The 14,034-nt window shown below is 61.4% G+C and carries 28 protein-coding genes; 13 read left to right on the top strand and 15 right to left on the bottom strand.

The features are described 5' to 3' along the window. Positions 1-29: 29 nt before the first annotated feature. From HZR14_RS12750 to HZR14_RS12795, 10 genes are all read right to left on the bottom strand, one after another. On the bottom strand, positions 30-1,103 hold the full coding sequence (locus HZR14_RS12750) for a tyrosine-type recombinase/integrase (RefSeq protein ID WP_181693259.1): 1,074 nt from the start codon (positions 1,101-1,103) through the stop codon (positions 30-32). Further along, entirely contained in the window at positions 1,100-1,252 is a 153-nt protein-coding gene (locus HZR14_RS12755; protein WP_181693260.1) for a hypothetical protein, read from the bottom strand. Before HZR14_RS12755 ends, HZR14_RS12750 begins: the two co-directional genes overlap by 4 nt. Continuing rightward, positions 1,252-1,437 carry a hypothetical protein gene (locus tag HZR14_RS12760; RefSeq protein WP_181693261.1) on the bottom strand — a complete coding sequence of 62 codons (186 nt, stop codon included), beginning with the start codon at positions 1,435-1,437 and terminating at the stop codon, positions 1,252-1,254. The genes HZR14_RS12755 and HZR14_RS12760 overlap by 1 nt, the downstream gene beginning before the upstream one ends. Further along, the gene (locus tag HZR14_RS12765) at positions 1,437-1,688 is read right to left on the bottom strand and encodes a DUF7389 domain-containing protein (RefSeq protein ID WP_181693262.1); all 252 of its coding nucleotides are present in this window, start codon (positions 1,686-1,688) and stop codon (positions 1,437-1,439) included. Before HZR14_RS12765 ends, HZR14_RS12760 begins: the two co-directional genes overlap by 1 nt. Further along, on the bottom strand, positions 1,685-2,110 hold the full coding sequence (locus tag HZR14_RS12770) for a hypothetical protein (RefSeq protein WP_181693263.1): 426 nt from the start codon (positions 2,108-2,110) through the stop codon (positions 1,685-1,687). Before HZR14_RS12770 ends, HZR14_RS12765 begins: the two co-directional genes overlap by 4 nt. Further along, positions 2,107-2,850, bottom strand: a complete 744-nt coding sequence (locus tag HZR14_RS12775) for a hypothetical protein (protein WP_181693264.1) — start codon at positions 2,848-2,850, stop codon at positions 2,107-2,109. Before HZR14_RS12775 ends, HZR14_RS12770 begins: the two co-directional genes overlap by 4 nt. 189 nt (positions 2,851-3,039) lie before the next feature. Further along, positions 3,040-3,192 (bottom strand): hypothetical protein, encoded by a 153-nt coding sequence (locus HZR14_RS12780; RefSeq protein ID WP_181693265.1) that lies wholly within the window; start codon positions 3,190-3,192, stop codon positions 3,040-3,042. Continuing rightward, a complete protein-coding gene (locus HZR14_RS12785; RefSeq protein WP_181693266.1) occupies positions 3,192-3,392 on the bottom strand; it encodes a hypothetical protein in 201 nt (66 codons plus the stop codon). Before HZR14_RS12785 ends, HZR14_RS12780 begins: the two co-directional genes overlap by 1 nt. Beyond that, the gene (locus HZR14_RS12790) at positions 3,389-3,553 is read right to left on the bottom strand and encodes a hypothetical protein (protein WP_181693267.1); all 165 of its coding nucleotides are present in this window, start codon (positions 3,551-3,553) and stop codon (positions 3,389-3,391) included. Before HZR14_RS12790 ends, HZR14_RS12785 begins: the two co-directional genes overlap by 4 nt. After that, positions 3,550-3,903 (bottom strand): hypothetical protein, encoded by a 354-nt coding sequence (locus HZR14_RS12795; RefSeq protein ID WP_181693268.1) that lies wholly within the window; start codon positions 3,901-3,903, stop codon positions 3,550-3,552. The genes HZR14_RS12790 and HZR14_RS12795 overlap by 4 nt, the downstream gene beginning before the upstream one ends. A gap of 398 nt (positions 3,904-4,301) precedes the next feature. Between HZR14_RS12795 and HZR14_RS12800 the strand changes: the two genes are divergently transcribed. Beyond that, positions 4,302-4,601 (top strand): IclR family transcriptional regulator, encoded by a 300-nt coding sequence (locus HZR14_RS12800; RefSeq protein ID WP_181693269.1) that lies wholly within the window; start codon positions 4,302-4,304, stop codon positions 4,599-4,601. Positions 4,602-4,603: 2 nt separating this feature from the next. Here HZR14_RS12800 and HZR14_RS12805 read toward each other — a convergent pair whose 3' ends face one another. Genes HZR14_RS12805 through HZR14_RS12820 form a run of 4 tightly spaced genes read right to left on the bottom strand, consistent with a single transcriptional unit; the run spans position 4,604 to position 6,620 of the window. Beyond that, positions 4,604-4,852, bottom strand: a complete 249-nt coding sequence (locus tag HZR14_RS12805) for a hypothetical protein (RefSeq protein WP_181693270.1) — start codon at positions 4,850-4,852, stop codon at positions 4,604-4,606. After that, positions 4,852-5,184: a hypothetical protein gene (locus HZR14_RS12810; RefSeq protein WP_181693271.1), complete on the bottom strand. Its 333-nt coding sequence runs from the start codon at positions 5,182-5,184 to the stop codon at positions 4,852-4,854. The genes HZR14_RS12805 and HZR14_RS12810 overlap by 1 nt, the downstream gene beginning before the upstream one ends. Further along, the gene (locus HZR14_RS12815; protein WP_181693272.1) at positions 5,184-5,549 is read right to left on the bottom strand and encodes a hypothetical protein; all 366 of its coding nucleotides are present in this window, start codon (positions 5,547-5,549) and stop codon (positions 5,184-5,186) included. Before HZR14_RS12815 ends, HZR14_RS12810 begins: the two co-directional genes overlap by 1 nt. 60 nt (positions 5,550-5,609) lie before the next feature. Then, positions 5,610-6,620, bottom strand: a complete 1,011-nt coding sequence (locus tag HZR14_RS12820; protein ID WP_181693273.1) for a Cdc6/Cdc18 family protein — start codon at positions 6,618-6,620, stop codon at positions 5,610-5,612. A 120-nt stretch (positions 6,621-6,740) separates the two neighbouring features. On the opposite strand from HZR14_RS12820, the gene HZR14_RS12825 reads away from it, so the two are divergent. The 6 genes from HZR14_RS12825 (at position 6,741) to HZR14_RS12850 (ending at position 9,778) form a co-directional block, all read left to right on the top strand. Next, entirely contained in the window at positions 6,741-7,082 is a 342-nt protein-coding gene (locus tag HZR14_RS12825) for a hypothetical protein (protein WP_181693274.1), read from the top strand. Further along, on the top strand, positions 7,079-7,402 hold the full coding sequence (locus HZR14_RS12830; protein ID WP_181693275.1) for a sigma factor-like helix-turn-helix DNA-binding protein: 324 nt from the start codon (positions 7,079-7,081) through the stop codon (positions 7,400-7,402). Before HZR14_RS12825 ends, HZR14_RS12830 begins: the two co-directional genes overlap by 4 nt. Continuing rightward, positions 7,383-7,607 (top strand): helix-turn-helix transcriptional regulator, encoded by a 225-nt coding sequence (locus HZR14_RS12835; protein ID WP_181693276.1) that lies wholly within the window; start codon positions 7,383-7,385, stop codon positions 7,605-7,607. The genes HZR14_RS12830 and HZR14_RS12835 overlap by 20 nt, the downstream gene beginning before the upstream one ends. Before the next feature lie 82 nt (positions 7,608-7,689). Continuing rightward, positions 7,690-8,745 (top strand): restriction endonuclease, encoded by a 1,056-nt coding sequence (locus HZR14_RS12840; protein WP_181693277.1) that lies wholly within the window; start codon positions 7,690-7,692, stop codon positions 8,743-8,745. A 92-nt stretch (positions 8,746-8,837) separates the two neighbouring features. Next, entirely contained in the window at positions 8,838-9,506 is a 669-nt protein-coding gene (locus tag HZR14_RS12845; protein ID WP_181693278.1) for a recombinase family protein, read from the top strand. A 2-nt stretch (positions 9,507-9,508) separates the two neighbouring features. Continuing rightward, complete coding sequence (locus tag HZR14_RS12850; protein ID WP_181693279.1) at positions 9,509-9,778, top strand: hypothetical protein; 270 nt, start codon at positions 9,509-9,511, stop codon at positions 9,776-9,778. Positions 9,779-9,805: 27 nt separating this feature from the next. Here the strand turns inward: HZR14_RS12850 and HZR14_RS12855 are convergent, their stop codons facing one another. Then, on the bottom strand, positions 9,806-9,970 hold the full coding sequence (locus tag HZR14_RS12855; RefSeq protein ID WP_181693280.1) for an AbrB/MazE/SpoVT family DNA-binding domain-containing protein: 165 nt from the start codon (positions 9,968-9,970) through the stop codon (positions 9,806-9,808). A 482-nt stretch (positions 9,971-10,452) separates the two neighbouring features. On the opposite strand from HZR14_RS12855, the gene HZR14_RS12860 reads away from it, so the two are divergent. Genes HZR14_RS12860 through HZR14_RS12885 form a run of 6 tightly spaced genes read left to right on the top strand, consistent with a single transcriptional unit; the run spans position 10,453 to position 14,033 of the window. Further along, positions 10,453-11,946 (top strand): hypothetical protein, encoded by a 1,494-nt coding sequence (locus HZR14_RS12860; RefSeq protein ID WP_181693281.1) that lies wholly within the window; start codon positions 10,453-10,455, stop codon positions 11,944-11,946. 4 nt (positions 11,947-11,950) lie between these two features. Next, entirely contained in the window at positions 11,951-12,385 is a 435-nt protein-coding gene (locus tag HZR14_RS12865; protein WP_181693282.1) for a hypothetical protein, read from the top strand. Positions 12,386-12,435: 50 nt separating this feature from the next. Next, a complete protein-coding gene (locus HZR14_RS12870; protein ID WP_181693283.1) occupies positions 12,436-12,783 on the top strand; it encodes a hypothetical protein in 348 nt (115 codons plus the stop codon). Continuing rightward, entirely contained in the window at positions 12,780-13,286 is a 507-nt protein-coding gene (locus tag HZR14_RS12875) for a hypothetical protein (RefSeq protein WP_181693284.1), read from the top strand. The genes HZR14_RS12870 and HZR14_RS12875 overlap by 4 nt, the downstream gene beginning before the upstream one ends. Further along, positions 13,283-13,573: a hypothetical protein gene (locus HZR14_RS12880; RefSeq protein ID WP_181693285.1), complete on the top strand. Its 291-nt coding sequence runs from the start codon at positions 13,283-13,285 to the stop codon at positions 13,571-13,573. The genes HZR14_RS12875 and HZR14_RS12880 overlap by 4 nt, the downstream gene beginning before the upstream one ends. Before the next feature lie 55 nt (positions 13,574-13,628). Further along, positions 13,629-14,033: a hypothetical protein gene (locus tag HZR14_RS12885; RefSeq protein WP_181693286.1), complete on the top strand. Its 405-nt coding sequence runs from the start codon at positions 13,629-13,631 to the stop codon at positions 14,031-14,033. Position 14,034 lies beyond the last annotated feature (1 nt).

The following is a 14,034-nucleotide window of genomic DNA, read 5'->3' on the forward strand; positions in this document are numbered from 1 at the left end:
CCTTGATCTGTCGCGCGATACAGCTGGTCTCAGTCGTGGTCTGAAGCATCATCGTCGAGTGAAAGTTTGTCGAGTTGCGGTCGGCGTCGATTCTCCATTTTCTGCCGGCGCTCGGCCTTGTCGTAGTGCTTCTCGATCGTCCGCATCGAGGCGTTGACCCGCTCGGAGGTATCCTGGGGATCGAAGCCGCGATCGCGATGGAAAGTGATCGCACCCGTCCGAACAGCGTGCGGCGGCCTCGAGGACGGACACTGGCTCGCGGACTCCGAGGACGTCCACCCGCAGGTCTCTCGACGCTTGTCGTGCGGGCAGGGCTCATCGGTGTGCCAGCAGGGCTGGGTGGCCTGGTACATCCACGAGCGGAACGTGCCCGGGGACGGACGGCCCTGCGTCGAGCGCGTCGTGAACAGCGGCGCACGCCCCTCCTCGTCGTGGCGGTCCCAACGATGCTCCTGGAGGTAGCGATCGAGCGCCTCGGCGACCTCCGGCAGGATCGCGACGTCTCGCTCCCCGTCGAGCTTGTTCTTGAGCGGCGTCCCCTGTCGCGGCCGATGCCTGAACTCGAGGATCTGAAACTCACTGTCGTAATCGCCGAGGTCGAGCGCACGAACGCCCCCGATTCGAGCGCCCGTATGCCAGATGACCTCGAGGACGGCGTGCCACTTCGTCCCGAAGAGGCCGTTCGACTCGTCGCGAAAGTGCAACAACAGGTCGGTCGCGGCCTCCGTCGTGAGCTTCTCATCGCGAGACTGCTCGTCGGGAGTCGCCCGCGGGACGTGGATCGTCTCGTGGAGGTCCTCGCGAACCGCCCCGATGTCCTCGCAGAACTCGATGAAGCGCTTGAGCAAGCCCATCTGGTTCTCGAGGCTGCTGGGGCTGATCTCCGCCGCCCGGTCGTCTTGGTACAGCTCGAAGTCGAGCCCGGAGAGCTCCGAAACCTGCTCGATCTCCTCGGCATCGCACCACTGGACGAACTGCCGGAGGTCGAGTCGGTAGGTCTGGACCGTCGAGTCGGCCCTGTCGCGGCGGATCCGCCGGAGGTAGCGTTTGACGGCGTCGGCGACGCTGAGGTCCTCCGCAGCGGAACGACGGTCATCGCTCACCGCTCACCTCCGTCGGTCGCGACCGCCGCCTGGTCGGCGACCGGCTCGATCGGCGCGCACTCCAGACACAGCCACTCGCCCTCGAACGGGCGCGTCGGTCGGAGGAAGCCGCACTCGGCGCAGCGCCGGACGGGCTGTCCCGGCGGCATCAGTCCTCTCCCTCCGGTTCGTAAAGTGTGATCTCGCGAACCTCTGCCCGGATTCTCGGGTAGTCGTCTCGCCACTCATCGCGAAGAGCCTCTGCATCGGCCTTGCGCTCGTAGGCGACCTGCGGCTGACCCGCTTCTCCCACGACGACGTAGATCTCTCCGGCAGGGCTGACGGAGTCGGCCATCAATCTTCAGCCTCCTGCTCGGCGAGGGTCGTCTGATCGTCCGTGAGCCGATCGACCGTCGTGTCGTCGGGCTGGATCGCCCGGATCTGCGCAGCCTGCTCCTCGAGGCGCTTCGTCATCGCTTCGCGGCGCGCGTCGAGAGTCTGCAGGTCGTCCGCCTGGACGGTCGCCTTCAGCGTGTCTCGGTCGTCGGTCCCGTTCCCGCGCTGGATCTTGACGTCCATCGAGAACGTCGGATCGTCCTCGGTCATCGCCCGATCAACTCCCGAGCGACATCGGGGCCGAACGTCTCTGTGCAACCGTCGTTCGAGCAGGTATAGCGCTCCCTGGGTTCGAGACAGCGAACGCCCGTCGAATAGCAGTCCTCGCCGGGACACTCCGGCGCGTCGTCGAAGTAGTCCTCGATCCAGGCGGCGACGCGGTCGACCGTTTGCCAGCGCCAGCGCCGGTAGGTCACGCCCGTCTCACAAACGGAGCGTTCACGCTCAACGCGATCGATCGCGCCGGCCTGATGCAGTTTCTGCAGTTCGCTCTTCGAGAGGTTGGTCTCCTGAAGCGCGAACGTCCGCTCGGCATCGGGCAACTTCATCGCCATCTCGCGGTTGTACCGGAGCATGTTCGCGAAGTCCTGCTCGATATGCCTGCCGGGCTCTGTGGAGGTCGTGCTGCTCATTCCGACTCCCCCCGCTTGACCGCGACGAGTTCCTCAAACGTTGCAGCGAGATCGGACGAGTAGACGTCGGTGAGCAGCTCTCGAAGCTCTGCCTCGAACTGGAAACTGAACGATGTGTCGTCTGCGACGCCCTCGGCGAGCTCATCGATGAACGCCGACCGGAGCCACATCTGGATGCCGCCCGCGTGCTCGGTCGCGTTCTCGACGGGGTACCGAAGCAGGCGGCTCTCGGGGTAGGCGTACGTCTTGGTCGGCGGCGTCAGCTTCTCGCCGTCGGGCAGGAACACGCACTGGTAGACCGGCTCGTCGGGCTCCGCGCCGAACATCTCCGCCGTCGCGTCCGAGCGCGTCTGTCGATGCTCGCCGACGGTCTTCGCGGACTTACCGACGACCTGGAGCGCCTTCCCACTGGAGAGGTCGACGACAATCGCGCCGGTGCAGATCTCGCCCTCGGCGGCCTCGAGGCGCGGGATCTCTTGGCCGCCATCTGTTTCGATACTGTCTCCGCGATCGGCACCCTCGGACCGTTCGGTATCCGGCTGTAGTTCGCAGTAGTCCAGCGGGTCCTCTTGGTGAATGAAAAGCACGTCGCCGGCTAGCGTTGTGTCCGTCCCGACGTACTCCTCGCCGCACTCAGGGCAGGTGTCGTGCTTCTCCTCCGCTTCAGCGGTCAACTTCAGGGACTCGGCGAGACTCCGAGTTGATGCGGGAGAGCGGCGCTCAGTACCGTCCTCAGGCATCGCGACCGCCTCCGTGCTCGCATCCGCTGATACCGCAGCCGGTCAGTCCACAGTCGGGGCACTCCCAACAGTCGTTTCCTGCCGGGATCGGCTCCCCTCCGCAGGTGATACACTCGTCGGGAATCTGGTCAGTGGCGCCCGTAGACTGATCAAAACCGCCGTCGGCGACGTGCGTGGAGCCATCGTCCGTCATCGTCGGAGCCTCCAGCCACAGCCGGGGCAGTGTGTCAGTTCGGCGTCGGTGTCGACGTGGAACTCGGCCTCTTGCTTCGCGCAGGTGATCGTGACCGGGTCGTCGCGCTCGGCGCCGTCGACCGTGATCGTCTCGGGGGCGGCGCTCATCACGAATCGGCCTCCTGGAGCTTCCTCGCGAGACACGGGTCTCGCTCGTAGAGGCCGACCTCTTCGGCCGCCCTGGCGGCGGTCGTCCAGCCGACGTCGAGCTCCCGTGCGCAAGCAGAGATGTTCCCATCAGTGCGATCGAAGACGTCGGCGAGCGCCTCGCGGTCGACGCCGCCTGGGAGGATCTTCTCGGCGCTCATCGGGAATCACCATCGGTTGGGATTTCGCCACTCTGAGCCAGATCGTCGAGGTAACTGATGTCCTCGAGGACGAGCACATCGCCGGGGTAGTGAGCCTCTTCGATGGCCTCGTCGAGCGTTTCGTAGAGATCGCTTCCGACAGCGTACCAGCGCTGGCTCATCGGAGCACCCCGCTGTCGGCGATCTCGAAGCCGACGTAGGCGATGATCGCGGGCATCCAGCCGGGGACGCACTGCGGTTGGTCATCGTCGTCCGGATCGAAGCGCGAGCGGACGACCTCCACGTAGGCGACCTCGGCGGTCTCGTGGGGATCGTCGACGAACTCGAAGCGGAACTGTCGGGTCGGCGTGCGGACGTGCAGTTCGACGGGGAGCCGCAGGTCGACGGCGACGCGCTCGGGCGCGTCGGCCATCGCGACGCCGAGCTCGCGCGGGTAGATCGCGAAGCTGGTCGCGTTCGAGGGGCTCGTGCCGATCGGGGCATCGGATCGACGGGTCGGTTGCGTTGCCATACTCGTGGCGTGTGCTGTTGCTGTCATAGGTCTCTGAGGGGTCTGTCCAGAATGTCCAGTTCTCGCGATTCGCGTCGCGAAGCCACTCTGGGGCTGTTCTTCGACCGAATCTGGGGTGTCCAGTTCGGTGTCCAGTTCCGCGGTCGCGTCCGGAGTCTTATGCCGGTGGGAGTCGTTCGGGTTCATGTCTGGCGCAACGACACCCGGCCGGTGTGCCACCACCGCGCCGGAACCTTTTCCGAAGCCCACGACGCCGAGAGGGCCGGGTGCTGTTGCATTTAGCACAGTTCTATGGAGAACACTTATAATTTTGTGTTGTATAGCACAGATATGAGCCGAATACTGCCAACACCGTGCAGCACCGTTGAAACTAACAAATTGGCCGTTAATTCGAGGGTATGCGCCCTCGGGTGTCGGGTATGAACGAAGTCGATAACATCGTCTTGGAGTTCTTCGAGAAGCAGGACGATGGGGTATTTTTTAGCCCGGCGCTTGTACACTGGAACCTCACGGAGGTTTACGAAGCAACCGATAAAAGCAAAGAAACGGTCGCTCGACGTATGAGGAGTGGTTTAGTCGATCGAGGCCTATTAAAAAAAGAGAGCGATGCGGGTTACTATCGGATCACTGAGAAGGGCCGAAAGTACCTCTCGGGCGATCTGGCCGCTGAGGATCTGAAGCTGCCGGACGACGAGTAGATCTACTCTTCGTCTTCCTTGCCGAGGGTGAAGTGTTCTGGCTCACCAGACTTCACCAACAGAATATCCCAATAGGTGTTGCCGCTCTCCTCTTCTTTTAGATGAACGTATAGGTACTTTTTGTTGAACGGAAGTCGGCTGATGACACGTTCGTTGATGTTACAGATCTCGAACTCAGAACGCTCGCTCTTGACTTTCTTCACTTCGCGCCGATAAGGAGACTCCCCGAGTGGAAAGTTGATATCGGCCATTACTCAACGACAACGTAGCTATTGAACCCGGTTTCCGTTCGCTCGATGATAAGCTCTGGAGAAACCTTGACGAGCTCACCCACAGAGAGGTCAAGATCAACTGGCTCGCTCTCAGCCATCAACTGCTCGGCTTCCTCTAATCGCTCTTCTTTCGCCAGAGGCCCACTGCGGTCTGGCTCAGACTCGCCAAGTTCTTCAAGTATCTCCTGTATTCGAGCTTCCTGATCTTTGCTGCGAGGCTCTGGTTGCTTCTGCTCCGATAGCCGATCAACGTCTATCTTTTGGACACTACTCTCGCCGTCTTTTTCCGGTGGTTTGCTGGTTTGACTCATTATTGTTCAGTCTCCTCAGCGAGTTGCGTAATCACATCATCGACGTCCTGCTGTGTAACATTTTCCCCCAGAATGCGTGTGAGTATCCACAGCGCAGTCTCGTAGGCCTCCCTCTGTTCCATCGTCACACCAACCTGATGCTCACGTTCTAAGTGACCATCCATTCGTATTTCGCTCAGCTTACCAGAATCTGGATTGTAGTACTCGGTGTTCGTCTTGTAGTTATGATCGTATGTGAACTCCATCTTTAGTTCACCCTGTGGCTGGATGCCACCGCTGACGCCGTTTGCAGGGATAAGACGGTAGTTATCCGATTTCGTGTGCTTCACTTCGATTTCTTCAGTCTCTGACGAAGCATCACTCATACTACTATCTTCTCGCTATCAGGTGTTTAAGCCTGTGGTCAGCACACCTACTTCACTAATTCACGTCTTCGCCCAGTACTCACGGCCGCGCGCCTCACCCTCGAAGCCGACGGCCTCGTAGTGGGCCATCTTCTTCAGGTAGCGTTTGACGGTCTTCTTGGTGCGCGGGTTGTCGACCTCGTCGGCGTAGACGTCGTGCAACTCGCTGATGGACCAGCGCTCCTGGTCGCCGTCGCGCATCGCGTAGTACAGCACGCGCTGGTGGCGGGTGAGCTTCGAGATGACGACCTGGAGCAGCGAGTCGAGCGCGTCGACGTTGGCCTGCTCGACGTCGTCGGATCGGATCTGCCGACTCTCCCGATCGGCGCACTTCGCCGCCTCCGCCAAAGTCCGGATCGCGACGCGGGCATCCCCGGCCGCTACTTCGGCGATCTCCTCGAGGACGCCCGCCTCCAGGGAGCCGCGTTCGAGGGCGATCTCCGCGCGGCGCTGGAGGATTTCGACGAGGACGTCGCGCGAGTAACTATCGAACTCGATGCGCTGGCAGCCCGACAGCCGGGAGACGACCCGGCGATCGAGGCCGTCCAGGAGGTCGCGCTCGCGATTGCAGATCAGGATCGTGTAGACGTGGTGCAGCCTGGTGAGCTCGTAGAGGATGTCCTCGCGACAGTCCAACTGGTCGGCCTCGTCGAGGATCACGACGTAGGGGCGGCCGTCGGCGTCACGGATCCGACGGAGGAGCTCGTCGTGCGGCGTCGAGTGCTGCTGGACGTCCATCGACTGGCCGATGCCTTCGACCAGCTTCAGCAGCGTCGCGAAGCGACTGGAGTGCTGCCAGCAGTCGATGTACTGGGTGCGGACGTCGACGAGCGACCGACGGAGCTGCCCGACGGCGTAGCGCGCGCAGGCGGTCTTGCCGGAGCCGGGCGGCCCGACGACCATCGCGTGATCGCCGCGATAGCCGTCGAGGAGTGGTTCGAGCCCGCTGGAGAGGGCGTTCAGTTCGTTGTTGCGACGGAGGATCTCGGAGGGGACGGCTTCGACGTCCAGCGCTCGCGCGTCGACGATCATCTACGGGGGCCGTCTCGGCGGGTGCTTAAGAAGGCCGGGAGCGCGTGGTGGAAGTGGAATCCCTCTTTTGCATACTATTCTATGCAAAGAGTTAAGTGCATAGCTTTCTATGCACTAAGTATGATGGAAGCAACTGAGTCCACCACGGCCGCCGCACAGTTCGAAACCCTCGACGAGCGCACGCAGGCCGACCTCGAACACGAGGCTTGGTCCGAGGCTGTCGAGGAACTCCGAGCCGAGCAGCCCGACGTCTACGAGCGCCTCGAGGCCGGCGACGCCTGGGACGACATGGAACTCGAGGTCTACGAAGACGAGCACGGTCGACGCTACTTCCACAAGGTCACGGGCGTCCACTACAGCCCCGGCGACGAGGCCGGCCAGCGACTCTCCGAGGCCGCTCACGAGTTCCTCAACCAGTTCCGCGACGAACTCGAGAGCCAGGTCCAGTCCCACGAGGAATGAGCGAGACAGATATCGTCCAGCGACTGATCGACCAGCGCGAGGGTGATCTCGATTCGGACCTGCTCGAGTACGACCTTCCGCTGTTGACGGATCGGCAGGCCGAGGTCCTGCTCCGGTATCATCTGACGACCGACTCGGTCTCGGAGATCGCCGAGAAGCTGGATATCTCGACGTCGCGCGTCTACAACGCGCGTCAGGACGCTGAAGCGAACCTGCGAGATGCGGACACGACGATCCGGTCGCTACGGACCGCGATGCAGGTCCTCGATGAGATCGAACTCGACGGGCAGGAGCGAGCCGATGGATCCGAACGAGCCTGACGTCCCGCTCGGTCGCGAGCTGAAGCGCGCTCGTGAACGCGCTGGGCTGACCCAAGCCGAGCTCGGCGAGCGGGTCGGCGTCTCGCAGGGGACGATTTGGGGCTGGGAACACGTCCACGTTCCGAATCGGGAGCGGCGACGCGACCTCCGGGAGACGCTCGACGACTTGGGCGTGCTCGAGGCGGATCGCGAAGACGGGCGTTGAGGGGTTCCGGGAATGGTCGAGTACGGTGCTTCCACGACCGGGAGAGGGGTTTTATTATTCAAAGCTCCGACCAGCCGTTCACATGAGCAAAGGAGCGACGGAGGACGAAATCCGTAGGAGGTTACAGAACATCGATCCTTACGATTTCGAGTACTTCGTTTCTGACCTATGGGAGTCTCAGGGGTGGGAAACGGAGGTTTCGCAGGCATCGAACGATATGGGTGTCGATATCATCGGTGAGAAATCCGACGGGCTTGTCGATCAGAAGGTTGCGATTCAGGCGAAGCGCTACACCGACGGGAATTCTATCGGACGACCGGATATCCAGCAGTATCTCTCGCTGAGGCAGCAGGATTCAAAGACTGACGCCGTCGTAGTCGTCACGACCTCGTCGTTCGCCAGTACCGCTGAGGAGTACGCCTCGAATCACAACGTGAATCTGGTTGATGGGGATGATCTCGTCGAGCTGATCCAGGAAGGCCGCGAGCACCTCCTGGATGAATACGCTCCAGTTCTTGGTGGGGGAGATACCACAGACGATACTATCGACACCAATGAACCGACATCGAACCAGATCGTCCCTGATACGAGACGCGATGCGGAAACAGAGTTACCGGGGCCGTTCAATGATGAAGAGAACCGACGGCGAGCTGCGATCGGGTCCAGCGCGATCGGGTTATTCCTGATCATCAACCCAACTAACATCGGTGGTCCGATCGGATCGCTCGGTACGATATTCTTAGTTCTTGGTGCGATCGTCTACTTTTATCCCGAGGAGGCGTGGGAAAAGATCTCCCCGACAGAAGTGCTGATAAAAGAGTTCAGAGAGGGGAAAGTGGTTGAGAAGGGTGGAACGGTGAAATACAAAGGCGATGATGGGGAGAAGGTATTCGACAATTTCGAGGATAATCAGCGCAATACACAACAGGCGGTGCTATATGGAGAACTGGTTCGGCAGAACGGTCGTCCGCCAGAGGTTGAGAAAGGAAGGCTGCCGACTAAAATCGTCTCGTCAGGAGAAACAGAAACGGCTGCCTATCGATTTGCGGTACAGAATGAGCCACCTGAAGAAATCGCTGCTGACATGGATATGAGCCAACAGGAGATCGTCAACCGGTTGTCCGGATATACTTCCTGAGCCAATTCGTAATTGCTTCACCTGTTCGGGAACGCCAGTTCTCGTACACCCTGTTCGTAAATGTTTTATTTATATACTTTGATCCCCTGTACGTGAGCGTAGCCAATTACGTCCGGGTCTCGACAGAGGACCAGTCCCTCAAGCGGCAGCTGCACGCGACAATCGAATACGCCGAAGACCTCGGCGTCGATCGATCAGCAATCGAAACGTTCCGCGACAAGTCGACAGGGACGGACACGAACCGTCAGGAGTTTACTGAATTGCTTGAGCGCGCTGAGGAGTTTGACGCGATCGTAGTCCATTCAGTTTCGAGAATCGCGCGATCTATCCGTGACTTTGAGGACACTGTCGACCGGGTCGTCGATGACGCTGGCACAGAGCTGCATATAATCAGCGAAGGATTCGAACTGATACCGGGTGAGAATGATCCATATCAAAAAGCAATGCTACAGATGCTTGCTGTCTTCGCGGAGCTCGAAGCCGAGATGGCACAAAATCGAACGCGTGAGGGGCTTCGGACGCGAATGCAAAATGACGAGTACCACCACGGCCCAGCACCGCTGGGCTTTGAGAAGAACGACGGCCGTTTAATAGAGGGAGCGAATTACGACCACGTAGTTGTGATCCTCCAGGAGGTCGTGTCCAACAACCTGAGTAAGCGGAAGGCTGCGAGCGAACTCGACTGCGCACGGGTGACGATTAATCGAGCTCTCGAGCGGGCAGAGCTGTATGGAATAGAAGCCGAGAGCACGGCCTCATAGATATGAAAAAGCCTGACCAAGACCAAATTGAAAAGGCGAAAAAGCAGGCAGACAAGACGTACAACATCCCTGACGGTTCGATGACAAAAGCGCAGGCGGAGGCTCAGTTGATTTTCACGCAACAGCTGATTGCAGATATCCAAGACAATACTGAAGCCGTCGCGGAATTAGAATCTACGATGGATCGGTACGCTACGTGGTCACGGGCGTTGACAATCATACTCGTGATTTTATCGGCTCTCACACTGATAGAAGCTGCCGGAATACTTTAACAGACTCTTACTTCTTTCCCGAACCGCTCAGAAATGGAACGTGACGGTTCGGTCTTCGCGATCGTACTCAGCGTCGGCCGTGTCGTTGCTGTCGATGTTGAGATCCTCTCGCCATTCGACGGGGATCACGACGCCTTCGCTGTTGCCGATCTCCTGTACTTCCATGCCGATCTTTCGCGCTCCCTCGAGCATATCGAGCAGTTACCGCGGGTCGGCATAAGTCATCGGTCAGTATTTGGTTAGTATCTCGTTAGAACGCCGTTGGTACATTCCGATCTGTTTTGCCGCGAGAGCCACGTTCGGAGCCAAGCCCTCGACGGCGGGATGTCGACGGGCTGGAGGTGACATGGAAGATCGAAACGCCCGTACGAACGCGGGATCGGACGCACGTACAGTCTTCACACAGCCGCTCGCACGCGAGTTCGGAGCGCGTCCGCGGGCAGGAGTGGCGGACGGCGGGGGTGGTCTGTTTTGACACAGTGGGATCCGGACGGCATCGAACTCTCCGAAACGTTTCGAGAGTACGTCGACGAGCTGCGCGAGACGGCATCGTTTTCTGATTTCGGGTATCGCCACGAGAGCGCGACTGATTCAGTTATGAGAGCACATCGAGCAGAGACGGCAGTAGCGTTGTTTGGTAAACGACCGTACACCCGCATCCGGGGGGGTCCGTGATGCGGTCGCGGTTGTTCGCAATCTTCGGCGTGGCGCTGTTGCTGTTGGCCGGGCTGACCGGGCCGGTGGCAGCCGCGCCGGACTTCAACGAAGACGCGGAGGCGGCACAGAATCCGTATATCACGGCGGACGTGACGGTCGACGGCTTCGATCGCGGCGAAATGTCGGTCGGCGAGTACGAGGACGATAGCGGCGAGATCGTGTCGCTGCCGGCCTCCGTGGTGAAAAGCGAGGACGTCGACGACATCGGGACGGGCGAGGTGAATCCGTACACGTTCGTCGCGAGCGACATCAACTTCAGCGACGCGGGGGCGTTCCCGCGGGACAAAGACTCCGTGAGCGCACTCGATGCGTCGGAGTGGTCGACGGACACGAGCTCGTCGGCGGGCTCGATGTCGGTGTCGGACAGCGAGACGGCGCCGGGCGTTGATGCGGTGTCGATCTCGACGTCGTCGCAGACGAGCGGCGACACGGCGGTCGCGACGTTCGGGAACTTCAGCGTGACGTCGGACGTCGAGAAGCGGTATCTGCAGGCGGTCATGGACGTGAACACGCTGGATTCGGGGACGACGCTCGAGCTTCGAGCGACGGACTCGGACGGCGACTACGTCGTGGCGACGCTGGACTCGGGGGCGACGGCCTCGGATGCCGACGTGATCGGCGCGACGACGGGCGAGGGCTTCGTCTTCCAGGAGCAGGTCGGCGGGCTGTCCGTCCAGGGCAGCGGTGACGGTGCGATGGGCGAGATTCAGTCGATCGACGTTCACGTTGTCGACGGGAACGCTGACATCGACGTGTCGGCGTTGAACGTCCAGAAGACGTCGGAGTGGTCATTCGGTGCGGAGCGGGTTGATTCGGACGACGACGACGAGTTCGAGACGAACACGATTCGGGACGTTTCCGAGCCGGGAGCGATCTCGATTCACGACGTCTCGACGATGAGCGGCGAGTTCGACAGCGCGGAGATCGCAGGGATCACGATGCCGATGGAGTTCGCGGCGTCGGATCTCGATAACGACAGCGATCTCGTGGACGTGACGTTCGACGAGGCGACGAACTACCCGAGCTTCGAGTGGCGGCAGGAGGCGAACTACCGACTGCAGCTGCCGGACGCCTACGATCTGTCGTACGCGAACGCAGCACTCGAGCAGGAAGTGTCGGTCCCGGAGAACCGATACAGCGTTGTCGAGATCGCTGAAGGTGCATCCGGGACGGACTTCGAGGACATCGACTCCTGGACGGATAAGAGCGGGTCGCTGTCGTCCGAGGGGACGACGGTGGAACTCGATTCGACGATCCAGGTCGGCCAGGAGATCGTGGTTCACGAGTCGGTGCTTGTGACCGAGGACGAGAAGTCGGCGGTCCAGGCGGTCGGTGGCGTTGGTCAGTTCGGGAGCTCCGGCGGTGGGATTCTCGACATGATTCTCTCCCCGTTCGGCGCGATCGCGGGCGCCGTGGGTGCGCTGCTCGCTCGGGCTCGAGGAGTGATCTGATCGTATGTCGGCAGCCGATGGAGGTACGGACTGGATCTCGCGGCTTAACGACGTGTCCGCGATCAACGATCTCGATTCGGCGCTGACGCGGCTGCTGTTCCTCCCGATAGCGGCGTTTTTCGTCCAGTTGGCGAACGCTGTCGAGGCGTTTTCGCGGATCCTGATCGACCCGGCGTTCGCACTTGCGTCGGGCGTGGTCGGGGTTATCAACGGCCTCGTCGGTGGCGCTGGACGGATAATCGGCGCGGGAGCGGACGCATCCGCGGGCGACGTGAGTGTGTTCGGGATCGGTGCGTTTCCGATCGCGATCGGGGTTGCGTTCGTCGGGGCGTTCATCCTGGCGAACTATCTCGAGCGGCAGGAGACGTCGGACACGCTCCCGTTCACGTTCACGGATATCCCGTTCTTCGGGGTCGAGGAGGAGACGGACGACGATTAAGGCCATGATCGGGAGCACCAAACACCAGTCGGCGTTGACGGGGGTCGGAGATGGTTGACTGGCGTCGGGCGTGGTCGGAGGTCCCGTTTTTGAACGATTCGAGTTCGACGGTCGACTGGACCGACGCGGGGTTGACGGCGTTGGGAGTGGTGCTCGTGTCGATCTTCGAGGGGATCGCGGAGTTGGTCGCATCGTTTTTCGATGCGTTTCTGATCCAGCCGGCGCTGGCGGTGGCGTCGAGTCTCTCGGGGATCGTGTCGGACGGTTCGTCCGCGTTCGCGGGCGCGGTGTCTCCGGACGCGGGCTGGCTCGTCGAGACGTTCGGCTTCCCCGGCGCGATCGTCGTGATCGCGGTCGGTGCGTACATCGTCGTGTGGACGATCGGGGTGGTTCGATGAGTTCAGAGCCGGGGGAGTTCACCGGCGGCGGTGGCGGCGGCGACGACGACGGAGGCCTCCCCACCTGGATCTTCGATCTTAAGCCGCTGGTTGACTATGTGTCGCTGCTCGTCGATTTCGCGAGCAGTCCGCTGCGATTCATCCGGCGGCGGCTGATTCCGGTGCTGGTCGGCGGGATCTTCGGATTCGTGTTCGATCTGGCGTCGATAATCAGTCGTCCGTTCGGCGTGATCGGCGAGTCGCTGGGAGCGGCCGGCGGCGCGCTGTCGACGGGGCTGACGGCGATCCCGGATGCGGTGGCGTCGGGCGTCGTCTCGAGCGTGGGGTTGCTCGAGGCGGTGACGGCGCCGCTGGGACCGATCCAGCCGTTCGTCCTGGCGGCGGTCGCGATCGTCGCGGGGTACGTCGTGTTCGAGCTATCGATCCGGGTGGCGCGCGGGCTGGTTTCGGCGCTGCCGGGGCTGTCCTTCGTCGACGGATTCCTCTCGGGTGGTAGCTCATGAGCGTCCGCGAGGTGCTGACGGATCCGCTGACGGTGGCGCTATCGTCAGCAGCGGCGTTGCTGCATATGCTGGGGGTCGGCTGGATCGAGGCGGTCGTGGCGGTTGTGTGGACGCAGCTGCCGACGATCTTCACGATGCTGTCGATCTCGGGATTCACGCTCGCGCCGGAACTCGGATGGTTGCCGGAGGAACCGTTGACGGCGGCGGCGCTGGTGGTTGCAGGGCTGTACGTTGTGAAATTGAGTGATGATGTGATCGATCAGATACAGGAGCGATTAGATAGATGAACAGAGAGAATCGAGAGCGGATCGAGAGGCAACGGACGACGTCCAGGAGGCGAGCATGGTCTCAGTAGGCGGCCTACTGGGGGCGGTCAGTCTGTGGGGCTTCGGTGTGATAATCGGAGTGATCGGGCTGTTGACGCTCGTGTACTGGTCCGTCGATGAGTATCGCGAGGCGGACGACGCGAACGAGGCGGTCGAGAACATCGCGGATCGGTCGGGATCGGCGCTCGTGGTGATCACGGGCGTGATCTTGACGATCGGCGATCAGCTGGCACAGATCGGCGCTGATATCGCGGGGTTGATCGACTCGCCCGTGATCGTCGGCCACCTGCTCGGGGGCGTCCTGGGGTGGCTCGGCCTTCAGGGGACGATCTCCCAGCGGGACTTTCTGATCTTCTTCGCGATCGTGACGCTGGTCGCGGTCGTATGGAGGTCGTCACAGTCCAGCGGGAGGGGGACCTAAG

The sequence above is a fragment of the Natronomonas salinimetallica genome, from assembly GCF_013839515.1.
In the GTDB taxonomy this organism is placed as follows: Archaea; Halobacteriota; Halobacteria; order Halobacteriales; family Haloarculaceae; genus Natronomonas.